14 protein-coding genes and 1 pseudogene are annotated in these 16,369 nt (G+C 61.8%); 6 read left to right on the top strand and 9 right to left on the bottom strand.

Translation table 11 applies throughout. The features are described from left to right. Positions 1 to 10: 10 nt before the first annotated feature. The 3 genes from kdpF to Q363_RS08930 all read right to left on the bottom strand — a co-directional run bounded on the left by kdpF (position 11) and on the right by Q363_RS08930 (position 2,289). Positions 11 to 196: a K(+)-transporting ATPase subunit F gene (kdpF, locus tag Q363_RS42710; protein ID WP_211256149.1), complete on the bottom strand. Its 186-nt coding sequence runs from the start codon at positions 194 to 196 to the stop codon at positions 11 to 13. Positions 197 to 412: 216 nt separating this feature from the next. Then, positions 413 to 1,126 carry a response regulator transcription factor gene (locus Q363_RS08935; RefSeq protein WP_035349444.1) on the bottom strand — a complete coding sequence of 238 codons (714 nt, stop codon included), beginning with the start codon at positions 1,124 to 1,126 and terminating at the stop codon, positions 413 to 415. After that, entirely contained in the window at positions 1,123 to 2,289 is a 1,167-nt protein-coding gene (locus tag Q363_RS08930) for a universal stress protein (protein ID WP_035349443.1), read from the bottom strand. The genes Q363_RS08935 and Q363_RS08930 overlap by 4 nt, the downstream gene beginning before the upstream one ends. Before the next feature lie 17 nt (positions 2,290 to 2,306). Here Q363_RS08930 and Q363_RS08925 point away from each other — a divergent pair, with 17 nt between their 5' ends. Both Q363_RS08925 and Q363_RS08920 read left to right on the top strand, forming a co-directional pair. Continuing rightward, positions 2,307 to 3,755, top strand: coding sequence for a sensor histidine kinase (locus Q363_RS08925; protein ID WP_064742617.1), 1,449 nt, complete (start codon positions 2,307 to 2,309; stop codon positions 3,753 to 3,755). A 33-nt stretch (positions 3,756 to 3,788) separates the two neighbouring features. Beyond that, positions 3,789 to 4,193 (top strand): response regulator, encoded by a 405-nt coding sequence (locus Q363_RS08920; RefSeq protein WP_035349442.1) that lies wholly within the window; start codon positions 3,789 to 3,791, stop codon positions 4,191 to 4,193. 22 nt (positions 4,194 to 4,215) lie between these two features. Here the strand turns inward: Q363_RS08920 and Q363_RS08915 are convergent, their stop codons facing one another. Continuing rightward, positions 4,216 to 6,486: an OPT family oligopeptide transporter gene (locus Q363_RS08915; RefSeq protein WP_035349441.1), complete on the bottom strand. Its 2,271-nt coding sequence runs from the start codon at positions 6,484 to 6,486 to the stop codon at positions 4,216 to 4,218. A gap of 550 nt (positions 6,487 to 7,036) precedes the next feature. Between Q363_RS08915 and Q363_RS08910 the strand changes: the two genes are divergently transcribed. Both Q363_RS08910 and Q363_RS08900 read left to right on the top strand, forming a co-directional pair. Then, positions 7,037 to 7,504 (top strand): bactofilin family protein, encoded by a 468-nt coding sequence (locus Q363_RS08910; protein ID WP_051978575.1) that lies wholly within the window; start codon positions 7,037 to 7,039, stop codon positions 7,502 to 7,504. Positions 7,505 to 7,828: 324 nt separating this feature from the next. Beyond that, positions 7,829 to 9,097 (top strand): O-antigen ligase family protein, encoded by a 1,269-nt coding sequence (locus tag Q363_RS08900; RefSeq protein ID WP_035349439.1) that lies wholly within the window; start codon positions 7,829 to 7,831, stop codon positions 9,095 to 9,097. A gap of 204 nt (positions 9,098 to 9,301) precedes the next feature. On the opposite strand, the gene Q363_RS08895 is transcribed toward Q363_RS08900, so the two are convergent. From Q363_RS08895 to Q363_RS08885, 3 genes and pseudogenes are all read right to left on the bottom strand, one after another. Beyond that, positions 9,302 to 10,198, bottom strand: coding sequence for a haloalkane dehalogenase (locus tag Q363_RS08895; RefSeq protein WP_084080158.1), 897 nt, complete (start codon positions 10,196 to 10,198; stop codon positions 9,302 to 9,304). Continuing rightward, positions 10,108 to 10,440: pseudogene (locus Q363_RS46150) on the bottom strand (TetR/AcrR family transcriptional regulator); the annotation flags it as partial. The pseudogene Q363_RS46150 and the gene Q363_RS08895, both read right to left, overlap by 91 nt. 24 nt (positions 10,441 to 10,464) lie before the next feature. Beyond that, a complete protein-coding gene (locus Q363_RS08885; protein ID WP_035349436.1) occupies positions 10,465 to 11,043 on the bottom strand; it encodes a hypothetical protein in 579 nt (192 codons plus the stop codon). Between the two features lie 442 nt (positions 11,044 to 11,485). Between Q363_RS08885 and Q363_RS35935 the strand changes: the two genes are divergently transcribed. Together Q363_RS35935 and Q363_RS08875 are read left to right on the top strand one after the other, a co-directional pair. Beyond that, positions 11,486 to 12,364 carry a ComF family protein gene (locus Q363_RS35935; RefSeq protein ID WP_051978574.1) on the top strand — a complete coding sequence of 293 codons (879 nt, stop codon included), beginning with the start codon at positions 11,486 to 11,488 and terminating at the stop codon, positions 12,362 to 12,364. A gap of 58 nt (positions 12,365 to 12,422) precedes the next feature. Then, complete coding sequence (locus tag Q363_RS08875) at positions 12,423 to 13,076, top strand: HNH endonuclease (protein ID WP_035349482.1); 654 nt, start codon at positions 12,423 to 12,425, stop codon at positions 13,074 to 13,076. 78 nt (positions 13,077 to 13,154) lie between these two features. On the opposite strand, the gene Q363_RS08870 is transcribed toward Q363_RS08875, so the two are convergent. Both Q363_RS08870 and Q363_RS08865 read right to left on the bottom strand, forming a co-directional pair. Beyond that, positions 13,155 to 14,906 (bottom strand): hypothetical protein, encoded by a 1,752-nt coding sequence (locus Q363_RS08870; protein ID WP_157466665.1) that lies wholly within the window; start codon positions 14,904 to 14,906, stop codon positions 13,155 to 13,157. Continuing rightward, positions 14,903 to 16,231, bottom strand: a complete 1,329-nt coding sequence (locus tag Q363_RS08865; RefSeq protein WP_051978573.1) for an NAD(P)/FAD-dependent oxidoreductase — start codon at positions 16,229 to 16,231, stop codon at positions 14,903 to 14,905. The genes Q363_RS08870 and Q363_RS08865 overlap by 4 nt, the downstream gene beginning before the upstream one ends. Between the last annotated feature and the right edge of the window lie 138 nt (positions 16,232 to 16,369).

Here is a 16,369-nt window from a genome sequence, read left to right as displayed (position 1 = left end):
GGAATTGGGCTTAGAACTTTTCCGGCCGCAGCAGCGCGTAGACCAGGTAGACGAGAAGTGCGGAGGTAACGGCGGCTAGCAGAGTGATCTCCAGCATCAGAGCTTCTCCTTTACTGCAAGGCGATCGCAGCCTGCGATGTAAGCGATGCTGATGAGGAAGAAGGCCGTACTGGCGACGATGCATCCGAGGTCCCACATAAGTGACACGCTCCTGTTTCCGGCGCGCATCTTGGCGCGCCAGTACCTATGGAAGCGGGTTTGGCGTAAAGAGGGGGTAGGGAATTCGTAAAGAAGTCGTAAAGATGATTCGCGCGCCTATCTTTGCGGCGCGCCGGACGGGCAACAGATTTCTCCACTACGCTGCGCTCCGGTCGGAATGACAGGCAAGAGAGTTGGAGTGGCGCTCAGGGCACTACAGATCGTCAGTACCGGTGGGGCGGAAGCGGTAGCCGATCCAGGGCTCGGTGAGGATGTAGCGCGGCTCCTCGGTGGTCTCGATCTTCTTGCGAAGCTGGCCGATGTTGACGCGGAGGTACTCAGGCTGATCGGCATTGGTTCCCCAGACGGCGTGGAGGAGTGCGCGGTGGGTGAGGACCTGGCCGGGGTGGCGGGCGAGGACGGTGAGGAGGTCGAACTGCTTCGGGGTGAGGTGGATCTCTTGCCCACGAACGACGACGCGGTGCTGCGGGAGGTCGACGACGAAGTCGCCGAGCGCGATGACGGACTCGGCGGCGGCGGCAGGGGTGGTGTGGCGGCGGAGCTGCGCGCGGACGCGGGCCTGCAGCTCCTGGATGGAGAAGGGTTTAGTGACGTAGTCGTCGGCGCCGGCATCGAGCGCTTCGATCTTCATGCGGTCCTGGCTGCGGACGGAGAGCACGATGATGGGGACCTGGGAGACGGTGCGCAGCTCGTGGCAGAGCTCGACTCCGTTCATCTCGGGCATAGCGAGGTCGGTGATGACGAGGTCGGGCTTCCACTCGTGCGCCGCCTCAAGGGCCTGGACGCCGTTGCCGGCCACGCGAATCGAGTAGCCCTGCGTGGAGAGCGCGGTGCGCAGCACACGGGTGATCTGCGGTTCGTCATCGACGAGGAGGATCTTCGCTGGCTCGCGTTCGGTTGGGGTCATTCGCGCTCCGGGTGTTGAGTGACGATGTGGACGTCGACGTTGGGGGCCTCGCGGAGGAAGTGCTGGATGGCCCAGTAGTAGAGATACGTCTTGAGGCCGCTGACTGCGGTACGGCCGAAGATGACGTGGGTGATGCGCTTCTCGCGTACAAACTGGGCAATGGCGTGGGGGAGGTTCTTGCCCTTGACGATGAAGACCTGGGCTTCGAGGTTGCGGGCGAACTGGAGGTTGGCGTCGAGCGTGCTCTGTTCCTCCTTGCCGCGGTCGCGATCAGTCTCGACGTGCAGGACGTAGAGTTCGCCATCGACGCCTTCGGCGACGCGTGCTCCGCGGGCGATGAGCATCTGCGACGCGCTGCTGGAGCTGATGCAGACGAGCACGCGCTCGCGCACGGCCCAGTTGTCGCTGATGCGCTTGGCATCCATGTATGCGGTCAGTTTGCGGTCGACGGCCTTGGTGACGTGTTGCAGTGCCAGCTCGCGCAGGGCGATGAGGTTGCCGCGGCGGAAGAAGTTGGCAAGCGCCTTCTCGGCACGGTCGAGGCCGTAGATGTCGCCGCGCCTCATGCGGTTTTGCAGCGCCTCTGGAGTTAGATCGGCCATGACGATCTCGTCGGCGCGCTGGAGGAACCAGTCGGGCACGGTCTCGCGGATCTGGATGCCGGTGACGCTCTGGACGGTGGGCGCGACGCTCTCGATGTGCTGCACGTTCATGGTGGCGAGCACGTCGATGTTGGCGGCGAGCAGCTCGAGCACGTCCTCGTAGCGCTTGCGATGCTTCGAGCCGTCGATGTTGGTGTGGGCGAGCTCGTCGACGAGCACGATCTGCGGCTTGCGCGCGAGGATCGCGTCGACGTCCATCTCTTCGAAGGGGACTCCCTTGTATTCGATGCGGCGGCGGGGGACCTGTTCGATGTGCTGGGCGAGCTCGGCGGTGGGGGCGCGGCCGTGGCTCTCGACGACGCCGATGACGACGTCTTCGCCGCGCTGGTGGCGGCGTATGGCCTCCGAGAGCATGTTGTAGGTCTTGCCCACGCCGGGGGCGTAGCCGAGGAAGAGCTTGAAGGTGCCGCGCATCTTCTCGGGAGCAACCTTCTCGAGCCATTCCTCTGGAGTTCGAGTGGGAGTCTTGACGCCGGGGATGGAGGGTTCGCGTCCTGGCATGGCGTTAGGATAGTTGCGTGCGACGTTCGGTGAAGTGGAGTTTGATTCGGTATGGCATCTCGACGGTTGCGTTAGCTGCCATTGTAGCGGTGTACTTTCGCTGGGCGCATGTCAACGAGACGACGGTGGCGCTGACGCTGCTGATTCTAATTCTGCTGGTCTCGGCCAACTGGGGACTCCGGCAAGCGATTTACCTGTCATTTCTGGCGTCGGCAGCGTTCAACTTCTTCTTCCTGCCGCCGGTGCTGACGCTGACGATCCGCGAAGGACGCAACTGGGTGGCGCTGGCGACGTTTCTGGTGACGGGCATCGTCGCGAGCCAGCTTGCCGAGCGTGCGCGCCAGCAGGCGAAGCTTGCGCGTCGGCGGCAGCGCGAGGCCGAGCGGCTCTATGAGTTCAGCCAGCAGATGCTGGTGAAGGCCAATGTGATCGATCTCGTGAACGATCTGCCGGCGATGATCGCAGGAACCTTCAACCTTGCCGGGGCGGCGATGTACCTGCGGGAGAAAGACCGCGTGTATCGTTCGAGTCCGAACTATATGGACGTTTCTGCCGCTGCGCTGCGCGATGCGGCGTTCTCGCGCGATCACAGGTACGAGGAGGAGCGCGATGTGACGCTGGTGCCAATTCTGCTGGGGACGCGGCCGATCGGTTCGGTGGGGATTACGGGGTCACGTGTCTCGCCCGAGGCGCTGGATGCGGTGTGCGGCCTGGCGGCGATTGCGATCGAGCGGGCCGGGGCGGTGGAGACGCTGACGCGGGTGGAGGCCTCGCGCGAGAGCGAGCGACTGCGCAATGCGCTGCTGGACTCGGTGGCGCACGAGTTGCGCACTCCACTGACCTCAATTACGGCGGCGGTGACAAGCCTGCAGACGGCACCGCTCGACGAAGAGCAGCGCGGCGAGATGATGGAGGTCATCGAGCAGGAGGCCCGGCGTCTGGACCGGCTGGTGGGGCAGGCAATGGAGATGGCCGAGCTCGATGCGCATGAGATTCATCTGGATGTGAAGCCGCACTCGATGCGCGAGGCGGTGGACGAGGCGATGGCGGAGATGGACGGCGGGCTGAAGGTGCATCCGGTGGATGTGAGGCTGCCGGATTCGCTGCCGAAGGTGGAGTTCGATCTTGAGCGAATTGCGAAGGTGGTGCAGCACCTGCTGGAGAACGCGGCGAAGTATTCGCCGGACGGCAGTCCGATCTTCATCAGCGCGGAGGTGGCGAAGAACAGGCTGTGCACGAGCGTGGCGGATCGCGGCTCGGGCGTGGACGACTTCGAGCGGATGATGATCTTCGACAAGTTTTATCGCGGCCAGGGGCAGAGGTATCGGGTGCAGGGGACGGGCATGGGGCTGGCGATCGCGAAGGCGATTGTAGAGGCGCACGGCGGGACGATCGAGGTGACGAGCCAGGCGGGGCACGGGTCGGTATTTACGTTCTGTCTGCCGCTCCAGAAACCTGCATCTTAGGTGGGAGTCGCAGTCAGCTGAGGAGATGGCCGCATGGTGAGACCGTGTTTTCTGGTCGTGGACCGGGAGTTTCCCGGCAGTATCTCGACGCGCAAGCTGGTGCTTGAGACGGCGAAGTTCAACGTGCTGACGGCGTACAGCGGCAGGGAGGCGCTGGAGATGATGCGGCGGTTCCCTGCGATTGACGGCGTGGTAATGGATGGCGAGCTGCATGACCTCCCGGCCGAGCAACTGACGCAGGAGCTGAAGAAGGTTGAGCCGAAGCTTCCGGTGATCGTGATCTGCGCTCCGGGGTTTGTGGACTGCCCGAGCGCAGACGTCTTGCTTGAGTCGTTTCAGCCGGCGAAGCTGCTGGAGACTCTGCGCAAGCTGAAGCCGCGGGAGTCTGCTGAGATCGAGAAGCACGATGAGGACATCAGCACGGAGCCGCTGAACTGAACGCTTTGTCGCGACGGCGCGCCTACTTCTCGGAGGCCAGCGGCTTCCTTGCGAAGTAGTAGAGCGAGTAGGCGAGCAGGCCGAACATGATGACGCTGACGATGTCGTGATGGAGCCAGTTGTGTTCGCTGAAGCGGGGAATGGTTTTTTCGGTGGCGGCTTCGTAGAGCTTGACGCCGACGCCCATGAGGCCGACGATGCCGCCGGCGGCGATGAGGCCGGAGGCGTAGAGGGAGCCGGGGGAGATCTCGGATTCTGCCTCGGACTGCTCGACGCCTGCCTTCGCCAGGGCGCGGTCGACCATCCAGCGCATGACTCCTCCGACGAAGATGGCGAGCGTTGTGCCGATGGAGAGGTAGGCTCCCACGGCGAGGGTCAAGGAGCGGATGCCGAGGAGTTCGACCATGATGACTAGGGCTACTCCGAGCAGCACGAGGGACCAAGGAAGCTTGCGGCTGAGGATTCCGTTGATGACGGTGGCCATCAATCTGCCTTGTGGCGCGGCGGCTTTCTCGCTGCCGATGCCCTGGGTCCACTGGACCTCGATCTGGCCGGTGGCTGGGTTGTAGAGGTACTTGCCGTCGGCGAGGGTGGCGGAGCCGATGGCGTTGAGCAGGATGTAGCTGCGGGCGTGGTCGAGCTCGGTGTGCGCGGCCGAGGGGTTGGAGCTGTCGGTGAGGGCGATGCGGTCGCGGGTGAAGCTGCCCTGGTTCTGCACGCCGTCGGGGAGCGCGGAGAGCGTGATGGCGATGGGCTTGGGCATGCGCTGGAAGGACTCGAGGCCCTTGTTCATGGCGTTGAGCGTGGTGCCGATGGAGAAGACGGAGATGATGACTCCGATCATGATGGCGAGCTGCTGCTTCCACGGAGTTGCGCCGATGAGGTAGCCGGTCTTGAGGTCCTGTGCGGTGTCGCCGGCGTTGGAGGCGGCGATGCAGACGATGCCTCCGATGGTGATGGCGAGGGCTCCGAAGGCGGGGGCGGTCCATCCCTTGACGAGGAAGATGGCGGCGGTGGCCATCAGGGTCGCGATGGTCATTCCGGAGACGGGTGATGCGCTCGAACCGACGATGCCGACGATGCGGGCGGAGACGGTGACGAAGAGGAAGCCGAAGATGACGACCAGGATCGCGGCGGCGAAGTTGGCGAGGGCTCCGACCTGGGCACCGGGGACGGGTTTGAACTGGAGGAAGAACCAGAGGAGGATGACGAGGAGGACGGAGCCTCCGATGACGACGGACCAGGGGAGATCGTGTTCGGTGCGTGGTGGCTGTCCAACCGCAGATCCCTCGACTTCGCTGCGCTCCGCTCGGGATGACACATCTTTCTTTACGGTGCCTTTGTTTTTGCCGATGGATTTGAAACCTTCGGTGAGGGCGGCCAGGATCGTTGGGGCGGTTCGCATCAGGGTGATGAGGCCGCTGCAGGCTACGGCTCCGGCGCCCATGGGGCGGACGTAGGTTCGCCAGAGGTCCGAGGGGGACATGTCATGGATGGGGACGGTGCCGGGGTAGAGCGGTGTGGCGAGGTGCGAGCCGAAGAAGTAAATGGCCGGCATGAGGACGAGCCAGGAGAAGACTCCGCCGGCGAGCATGACGGCGGCGACGCGCATGCCGATGATGTAGCCGACGCCGAGGTACTCGCTGGTGACGTCGGCGCGGATGGCTCCTCCTTTGAGGAGGTGCTGTTCTCCGATGTCGAAGGAACGGTTCGGCGTGGAGGGGAAGAGGCCGAAGAGATTCTCGTTCTGGAAGAGGGTGTAGAGTCCGCCGAGGCCGAGGCCGAGGAAGACTCGGGAGGCGAAGGAGCCGCCGCGCTCGCCAGCCATGAGGACGTCGGCGCAGGCGGTGCCTTCAGGGTAGGTGAGGGAGCCGTGCTCCTCGACGATGAGCTGGCGGCGGAGCGGGATCATGAAGAGGACGCCGAGCCATCCGCCGAAGAGGGCGAGGGCGAAGATGCGGCTGGATTCGAGATCGAAGCCGAGGAAGATGAGGGCCGGGAGGGTGAAGATGACTCCGGAGGCGATGGACTGGCCGGCGTTGCCGGTGGTCTGGACGATGTTGTTCTCGAGGATGGAGGCGCGGCCGAAGGCGCGGAGGATCGAGATGGAGAGGACCGATATCGGGATGGAGGCGGCGACCGTCAGTCCGGCGCGGAGGCCGACGTAGACGGTGACGGCTCCGAAGAGGATTCCGAAGAAGGCACCGAGGATGAGGGCGCGGGCGGTGAGTTCGGGGCGGGACTCCGTGGCCGGGATGAAGGGGTTGAACGGTGGGCGGGTGACGGTGGCCATGGGGCGGTTCTCTCTTTGCGCGTCGGGTGTTGGGGTCTGAGGCTGGATGGGAGTGTAACAGTCGTGGCGTTGGGGTGTGCGAGTGTGCTTCTGGTGGTTGTCATGGTACCCCTCCCCTCCCCCTTATTGTGTGCAAAGTATTCAAAATATTTGACTTAGGTTGGTACTTCGGTTTTGGGTTGTTTTGTAAGGTATTGAAAATGGCAGTTTGTGTTGGCTGGCTCGTGCAAAGTATTGGATTTGCTTGGGTTAGTGGGATGTGATGGAAAGGTCCGGGCGTTGCGCTGGCCTTTTTGTCTTCTATTTCTATTTTAGTGAGTTGGAGGGAATTAATCGGCAACTTGTGGGTGGTGGGTTAGTGGTTTGGTTTGTTGGGTTTGTGGGTGTTTTTGGGTCTGGTGGGGGTTGACAAGCGGTATTCCGGTCGCTTCGCTCCAATACCTTCGGTTCTCACCCAAAGATGCTATTTTGTGTGGTCGCAATCCCTCGTAACGTGACCTGAACAGAGCGTTCCCATTCCAACGGCTACAAAAAGGCGAAAAGAGGACTCATGTTAGATCAGCGCATCGATGCCACACCATCTTCAGTTCCAGATCCGACTCGCCAAGTCCGGCCTTCCAAGTCGAGTTCTTCTCTATCCTCGGTCGGCGTTCAGAGCATTATCGGCAAATCATTGCTCATTAAAGGGGAGATCACCGGCTCAGAATCCGTTCATATCGAAGGGAAAATTGAGGGTTCTATCGAACTACCGGACGATCGTGTGACGGTGGGGCGCAACGGCCGAGTTTCGGCTAATATCGCAGCGCAGGATATCGTCGTGCTTGGCGAGGTACTGGGCAGTTGTACGGCAAGTGATCTTCTTAATATTCGCAGCGAGGGGTCCTTATATGGAGACGTCGTGGTATCGCGCATCTCCGTTGAGGAGGGAGCCTACATGACAGGGAGCATCGACATACGAAGGGAATCCGCGCTTGAGCCAGGGGAGCACGAGCCAGTTGAATCATTGCACGTGAACTGAGGTCGCGATTTCAGACAGCCGTGCCCGGCGATAGCGGAAGGCGAACTCGAGACCGGGGCCGTCTACAATCTAACCTTCGCCGAGGGGTACACGCGGGCGATTGAGATTGGCGGCCCGTGGGGCCGGGACCCCTTGAAGGCCGTAACCGCTCCGGTTGAAGTGAAGTACCGCATATGGCGACACATGCGCATTAACTGCGTCCGCGTCCTGGACTCCGAGGGTAAAGAAGCTACGTACATATTCTCGACGCGGGCCGACGACCCGAAGCGTACACCGAAAGCCGCTTACGGCCCCGCGCCCGTAAAGGGGAAATAAACCACTCACTTGGCGGGTATAATTTCTGGGTTGATGCTTCTTTTCTATGGATATATTGTCCTGCTAATACTCCTCCCCACGGGGAGCGTCTTCGGCGTCAACGTCAAGTTGCTTGCTTTTCTGCCGCTCCTCTTTGGTGCACTGAACCGTATGGCTCGGGAAGATTATCCCCTTAATTCGATGAGCTGGAACCTGTTCGTTCTGTGCGCATTCTTCGCCTGGGCGTTCTTATATTTGTTTCAGCCCATAAACGAACCCGCTTTGGCTTTCTCTCAATTCAAGGACGTCGTGACGACGCTTGCGGGTTGCTGGATCATCCGATTGTTTGCCACCAGCGACAGGGAGAAGTTCATTAGGGTCTGCATATTCGCAATGGCTTTTGCTGGTTTCCTGAAGGTCTTCATCTTCGGTTATGCGTTCATGGCTGGGATACCGGTAAGCGCCATTGTTGAGGGAATATCAAAGCAATTCGGCGTAGTGTTAATGTCCCTCGATATGGGGGATTTTGGCGGAAGAATCTCCTTCGTTTCAGATACTCTTCTTCCGATCTGCATCTTTGCGTTGCTCTGCCTGCGAAACAGGCTAGGCATTACAGCATTCCAGGCTACTGTTGCTCTAGTCTTTCTGCTTGTCTCTGACCTTTACACCTTCGCCAGATTTACCTGGGGGTATACGGCTGTTGCAATCGCGCTGGCCTTTGTGGTGAGCCAGAAGGACAGAATGCATAAGTGGTATATCGCCGCATGTGTCGCGGTGGTTGCATATTTGAGTCAAGCCATCTTTGCGACGATTGCGTTCCGCTTCTCGCTGGATCTCATGACATCTTCGGATGACTTGCGCGTATGGCAAATCAAGGCACTCAAAGAGTTCTTTTGGGATGCTCCCTTTTTCGGTCACGGACTTGGGAGTCACCCCAACCTTATCCGCTCAGATATAACCCCATATTCCTACGAGGTGCAGATTCTGGCCGTAGTGGGTCAAGTCGGGCTTATTGGCTCTGCCCTGTTCCTGGTGATTCTCTTCAACTATTACCGCAAGTCGTTTAATTTCAGCGAAAACAAGCGTTATCAACTCGCGGTGCTAATACTTATCGTTTGCTTCATTGCCAATGGGTTCTTCAATCCTTCTTTGCTGTCCTCGGCATCCGCCGTGAACTTCGGCCTGCTGTTCATGCTCGCGTCGCTAAACCCCAGAATTTCCATTCCAGGCTCAGGGTTGAGGGTTGACATCGTAACCGTAAGGGAGTGTGAAGAGGCGCAACTTACTCCGGTCGGTTAGTAAACATAGAAAAAGCCCGCCTACTTGGCGGGCCTCTTTCGTTTGTCGGCTTTCTCAACGCCAGTGATAGTTGGTTCTCCGTTAGTGCGCAGAGTCGTTCCATTGGAATTTCAATGTGCGGAGAGTCCCGAACCCCTTTGGCCCTCGAACGAATCACGGGCGCTCGAGCATAGAGTTTCGTACTAGTCGCGTTCAACCGTGCCCTTAGGCCAGCCGGAGTTCGTTTTGCTCGATGAGCCATTCTTTGATGTTGGCGCCGATGACATCGGGATGATCCTCCTGCAGGTAGTGAAGGCCTGAGCTGAGCTGGACGAGCCGGCAGTTCTTCAGGCCTTTCGCAAAGCTCTCGGCGAAGGCGGGCGATATGAGCGCTCCGGGATTGCCTGCGAAGAGCAGCTTTGGGTAAGAGGACTGCGCCAGAACCCGATGTGCCTGCTCTACGGTTGCGTATACGTCAGCCGGTTCTCCAGCGATGGGCAGTTCGTTGGGGAAGCGCCAGGTGGGCCGGCGCGACTCGGGTGTGGGAAATGGTGCTCTGTACACGGACATCTCCTCCTCGGACAGCTTTCGTACGGTCGCGGCGGGAAGAATCCCTTCGACGAATGCGTTGCCTTGAAGGATCATCTCTTCGCCTACTCCGGGCGTTCGGAACTTCTGGAAGGTTTCGATTTGAGCTGGGTGAAAGTCGTTCCACTCGGGCATGGGGCGGATGAACTCCATAAAAGCAAGCCCACGGATGAACTGCGGTCGGCGGGCGCCGAGGTGAAATGCCAGCGCGGTTCCCCAGTCCTGCGCGATGACGAAGGCTGATGAGATTCCAGCGTGATCGAGGAAGGCGTCGAGGTAGCGGATGTGGTCGGCGAAGCGGTACTCGATGTCGGGCTTTCCCGATTGGCCGAAGCCGATGAGGTCGGGTGCGATGCAGTGTGCCACGGGCGCAACGCGCGGAAGGATATTTCGCCGGCGGCTTGAGCCTCGGCGATGCAGGCGGCAAACGGAGCACGCCACTCCTGAAAGATGGCCTCGAGCCTCTGGCGGAGGAGTTCGCTCTGGGAGGTGGCCTCGAGACTGAAATCGCCGATCAGGCAGCCGCGATTCCATTTGTCGGCTTCGAGGAGGCCGCTGATGATGTCGAGATAGCGCTTCAGGCGTTGCCGGGGAGTGAGGGAGTTGTCGCCCAAAGCGTCTTTGACGTGCCCCTGGAGGTTGGCAAAGTAGCGATCCAGCACCTCCTGGGCAAATGCCTCTTTGGAACGGAAGTGATTGGTGAAGGAGCCGTGCGGAGCGCCAGCGGCTGCGCAGATGTCGCGTACGCTCGCCCCGTGGTATCCCGATTGGAACATGACCTTGAGGCCGGCGTGATCAGGTTATGGTTCAGAGACTTCGGGTGAGACTGCGGCGGGTTTGCGGGAGAGGGTGTGGCGGAGGAGGACGGCTATCGCGCAGGCCATGAGGAAGAGCATGGGGCCGGTGAGGAGGAAGCGGTCCTGGGCCCAGCGGGGGTCGAGGAGGGCTGGGGTTTGGGCGTTGAGGGTTCCGAAGAAGCGGGCGATGCGGCCGGAGGTGTTGTTGCCTCCGAGGACGCTGGCATTGCGGGACTGCCAGGTGAGGAAACGGATGAGGAAGGCTACGGTGACGGGGAGCCAGGCCCAGTAGATGGGAGGGATGGGGTCGGGTTCGACGAAGCGGGCGAGGCCGGGGGCAATCTCGGTGACGGCCTTGCCGAGGCGGCCGAAGGGGAGGAGGCCGAGAAGGAAGCCGGCGGCGGCGAAGATGGGGAGGAAGGCGCTGAGGAGGAAGACGAGACGGTTCTGGGTGGTCCAGTGGAACTTGGTGGCGACGGCCCAGGTGGGGAGGACGAAGATCCAGGCGAACTTGATGGAGAGCACGGCTACGAGGGCGTAGAGGAAGAGGCACTTGGCGCACCACGTGATGGCTCGGAACATGGCTTTAGGTTTAGCACAGGTGCGGAGGGAATTGGTTCGCCTGATCAGTCGCTTCTCCCTTCGGGCTTCGCTCCGGCCTTCGGCAGAGCGGTGCGCCGCCTTTGGCGGCGGGCGAGAGAGCCAAGCCTGAAAAGGCTTGGCGTATCCAGAAGCAACGGTTTGGCTTACTGCTTTGGCTTTGCTTAGGGATGACGACCTTTGATTGCGATTCATTGCCGTGGAGCACCTTGCGTGGTGCGGAATTCTTGACTTGCTGTAATGGGGCGGGCTTATACTGCGAGCATTGGTGTGGAAATTGCCCATGCCGCGAGTGAGGTGAGTCTTCAGCCAACGCTGGAATGACAATTCGCTCGATAGGAGAACCGGAGCTCCGCCCGGTCCGCCCGGCGGGCGCGCCGGGGAAAGTTCCGGACGTGTGGAGGAATGGCGCGCTGTTTCCCGGGTGCTGAAGAGTCCGGTCGAGCTTGCACGGACGGTTTTTGAGGATCTGGTAACAACCTTCTTTCCCGGCGATTGCAGTGCCTGTGGGGGGCCGCTGCTCGGTGTTGGGTCCACTTCGTTATGTGATGGATGTATCGACGCGCTGCGGGCGCAGCCGGGGACGCTGTGTGCGCGGTGCGGCGAGGCGCTGGACATCGATGGTGTGCGCTATGAGCGGCAGTTCGGCGCGGGGCCGCTGCTTTGTTCGCCTTGCCGGATGGTTCCGCCGGTGTTTGAGCGCGCGGTGGCCTGGGGTGTGTACGAAGACCAGATGCGCGAGCTGACTCAGATGCTGAAGTATGAGCGGGTGCGGTCGGTCGCGGAGCCGCTGGGGAGGCTGCTGGCACGGGTGATTGAAGGATTGGGCGATGCGGCTGGGGGCGGTGTTGCGATGAGCCGCGATGTGGGGGTGGTGGTGGCGGTGCCGCTGTATCGGGCGAAGCAGCGGCAGAGGGGATTCAATCAGTCGGTGCTGCTGGCGGATGTTGCGCTGCGTGAATTGCGGCGGCGCGGGTCGGCGTGGAGGCTGCGCGAGGCTCATGGGGCGATGCTGCGGACGCGCGATACGGAGAGCCAGTTTGGACTGACGCCGGGTGGGCGGCGGAGGAATCTGCGCGGGGCGTTTGAGGTGATCGATCCGGCGGCGGTGGCGGGGCGCGAGGTTCTGCTGGTGGATGACATTTATACGACGGGCGCGACGGCGCGGGAGTGTGCGCGGGTGTTGCGTCAGGCGGGGGCGGAGAGGGTTTGGGTTGCGACGGTCTCGCGCGCGCAGCGGGAGATGGTGGCGGCCTGGGATGCAGGGAACGCGGCAGAGACCGCGGTTTGGGATGCAGGATGAGTTGTTAGAAGAGAAGGACCTGGCAGAGGCGAACGATTTGGACCGGAGGGCAGTGAAGATGCAATCGGGCAAGATGCGGAAGCAAGGATTGACGGGAAAGCGGCACGCGGGACATCTGCCGGGGCATGCGATGCGCGTGGCAGAGGATCCTCGTGCGGGTGTGTTTCGACAACCGGTGATGCAGATGCCGGTGCTGGTGCTGAATGCGTCGTATGAGCCGATCAATATCTGCGGGGCGAGGCGGGCGCTGGTGCTGGTGCTGAAGGGAGTGGCGCGCACGGAGGAGGAGCAGGGTCAGGTGTTGCATGCGGCGCGGATGCGGGTGGCGATGCCGAGCGTGATCCGGCTGCTGGAGTACAGGAGGATTCCGCACCAGACGCGGGCACTGTCGAGGAAGAATATTTTGCTGCGGGACAGGAACTGCTGCCAGTACTGCGATATGGTGCTGACGGCGGCGGAGCTTACGCTGGACCATGTGATTCCGCGGTCGCGGGGCGGGACGTCGTCGTGGGAGAACCTGGTGGCTTGTTGTCATTCGTGCAATCGGAAGAAGGGGAATGCGATGCTGCATGAGCTGACGGACATGAAGCTGAAGAGGGAGCCGAGGCCGTTCTCGCTGCATACGTCGCGGCACATTATGCGGATGATTGGGAGCGCGGACGCGGCGTGGAGGAAGTATCTGTACTTTGAGCACAACGAGCCGGCGGCGTGAGGTGGCTTGTCGCTCGCGCAATGGTGGCGAGGATGAGAACTACTGAGATTCTTCGCCTTCGGCTCAGAATGACGGCGTCTATCTGGGTGTGAGGATGGTGATTGCGCCGTAGGTGGCGCGTGGGGTGTAGTGGGTGCGGATGTAGTCGTCGAGGGCGGTGACGCCGCTGGAGAAGCGGCTCTCGTTGGGCTCGACGTTGTCGTCCCAGGTGGAGTTGAGGACGACGACTTTGGGTGGGGTGCGGCGCATGGCGTCGACGATCTCGTTCTGGATGGGGAGCGTGGTCTGGACGCCGGGGTGGAGATCGTACCAAGGGGTGATGGAGGAGCGTCCGGAGAGGAAGTAGAGGCGGACGTCGTTCCAGAAGAGACGGTCGTGGCGACCGGCGCCGACGTAGATCTTGTCGTCGGGGGCGGTGCGGCGCTGGATGTCTTCGATGGCGGCGAGTTCTTCGGGGTCGAGGATGAGGCAGCGCGCGCGGCTGAGGTTCGCGGGAGGGTTGCAGGTGCGGGAGATGGAGTTGGGGGCCTCGGGGTGGAGGAGGTCGTTGAGGTTGTTGCGCGTGTAGGGGAGGAGATGGAAGGCGAGGGGATAGGAGCAGAGGACAAGATAGAGGGTTGAGACGTAGAGGGCGAGGCGGGAGCGCGTTCCGAAGCGGGAGAGGTGGCCGAGCAGGACGGCGAGGACGATGACGGAGACGACGATGCTCTGCATCATCTGCAGGGGGCTGACGCGGATGAGTCCCTTGAGGAAGAAGAGGGCGCCGAGGAGGAAGAGCAGGGCGAAGGTTCGTCGCTGCCAGACGGTGTCGAAGATGCGTTTGTGGGACCGGCGGGTGGAGACGAGGCAAAGAAGGGCGGAGAGGATGGCGAGGATGGGGAAGAAGACGATGAAGGACTCGAGCCCGAGGCGGCCTTCCCAACCGAAGAAGTGGTGGAGGAGCTTGAGGGCTTCGGGGTCGATGAAGGGGAGGTTGCGGACCCTGGGGTAGACGACTCCGGGAACGTAGAGGAGGTCGTAGAAGAGATTGTGTGCGCCGGCTTTGACGAGGAGCGCGAGGAAGACGGGCAGAGCGATTACCAAGACTCCGGCGAGATAGAGGAGGGCGAGGCGGATGAAGCGTGCGAGTGACTCGCGGGGTGGTGCTGGAGGCGCTGCTGCGATGGCGGGGCGATAGAGGACGGTGATCCAGGCGAGCATGAGCAGCTGCGAGGCGCAGATGTAGAAGCCGGAGTCGTGGCGGATGATGGTGGTGATGCTGACGAGGAGTCCGGACGAGAAGAGTGCGCGGAGGTCTGAGGTGTCGCGGAGGAAGCGGGCGAAGACGAGGCAGCTGAGGAGCGAGAAGAGGAGCGCGGCGTAGGCGGGAAAGTTGTAGGCGGGGTAGTGGATGCAGGTGAGCCAGACGAGGACGACGGCGAAGGCCACGGCGGCCCAGCGTCGCGGAGCCAGCGTAGCGACGAGCGAGTAGGAGACGCAGGCGAGTCCGGCGCGGATGAGCGCGTCCGAGAGGCGGCCCACGAGCGCGTTGACGCCGAAGAGCTTGAAGAGCGCGGCGATGGCGTAGAACTGGGCCGGACCGTACATGGTCCAGAAGTCGCGATAGGGGACGCCGCCGTGGAGGACGCGGTCGGCGCCGTAGAGGGAGAGGAACTCGTCGTACGCACCGGTGGTGCGGCGGATGGCGAGGAACTGAACGAGCAGGGCGAGAAGGAAGAGTGCCCCTGGGATGAGGAATCTTTGAGGGCTCGTTTGCTGACTGCTGTCAGGCTTCACCATTTCTTGCGTGCTGTCAGGCTTCACCATTTCTATCGAGAGCAATGAGGTCAAGAGGCAAGCTCCAGCTGTTGTTTTGCTGTTGCGGCGACGGCGGTGGAGATGGCGTGCGCCATGGACCGGCCGAGGCGGACGCTCTCGGCGATTCCGCGGTCCTCAGGGTAGTAGAAGCAGGTGTCGGCGATCTGCAGACCCTCGATGGGGGTCTGTACGGGCGGGATCTTTGAGGCGAACCCGGGTTCGCAGATGGGCTGGCCGTAGCGGAGTCGAGCGACCTTGGTGGCGATGATGTCGCCGGGACGAAGGGCGGGGTTGAGCATCTGCAGGCAGCCGAAGGCCTCGTCGAGGAGGCGCTGATCGGGCCAGGAGAATTTTTCGTTGGTAGTGGGCATGTAGTAGGGGACGTAGACGATGGAGCTGTCGAGTTCTTTGCGGAGGTTGGAGAGCTCGACGACACCGGGAATGGTGAGATCAGGAACGGAGACGTTGACCCAGAAGTGCGGTGTGACCTGGCGGTGGAGTTTGAAGATGACGCAGATGACTCCGATGTTGTTAATGGCGCGATACTTCTGCTTCCAGTCATCGGGGAGGTCGGGGACCATATCGGCGACATAGGGGGTGGGGGTAGTGGAGATGACGAAGTCGGCGGGAAAGTGGTGCGCGGCGGTAGTGGCTCCGGTGACGCGGTTGTCGCGCGTGGTGACACTGTGGATGGGCGAGCCGTAGTGCAGACGTCCGCCGTGCGACTCGATGGACTGGACGAGTGCGTCGACGAGGGACTGGGATCCGCCTTCGATGTAGCCGAGTTGCTCCTGCATGAGGGAGGAGCGGGAGCGTCCGATGCGGCGGATGCGAGTCCAGATCCAGGCGGCGGAGATGTCGTCGGCGTACTCGTAGAACTTGTAGTCGAGCAGCGATCTCCAGAATTTTTGATAGCCGTCTTCGCCGCACCAGCGGATGATCCAGTCTTTGGCGGATCGATCTTCGAGTTCGGGCCAGCTGTCGCGCCGCACGCTGATGAAGGCGAGGAGGCCGTAGCGGAGCCTGGAGATGAGGCTTGTGCGGGGAAGGCTGAGCAGGGCGAGGGGATTTCCCCAGGGGTGGAGGCGGCCATCGGCGTAGAAGCCCATGGTGGTGGGCTTCCAGCGGAGGCGGTCTTCCATGCCGAGCTCGCGGAGCAGGTCGAAGGTTGGGTAGTCGGTGCGGCAGACGAAGTGGTAGAAGCGTTCGACGGAGTCGCCGTCGAAGTCAAAGTGAGCGGCCATACCTCCGGGTTCGGATGCAGCCTCTACGACGTCGACCTGGTGGCCGTCGCGAACAGCCTGCCAGGCGGATGCCAAACCCATAACTCCTGCGCCGATGACGAGAACCTTTGCCATAGAAAGAGCGTGACCTCGAGGGGAGGATCGAAGTAGTGAACGTTTGTGGATAGGGAGGTTGTATCACGTGCGTTCCGGGGACGCCGTTGTTCCCGATCTGGAGTTGGATGCAGGGAACAAACGCCGGTTTGCCCGGTG

The sequence above is a fragment of the Edaphobacter aggregans DSM 19364 genome, from assembly GCF_000745965.1.
Taxonomy (GTDB): Bacteria; Acidobacteriota; Terriglobia; order Terriglobales; family Acidobacteriaceae; genus Edaphobacter; species Edaphobacter aggregans.
This window is presented reverse-complemented; position numbering and strand designations above follow the sequence as displayed.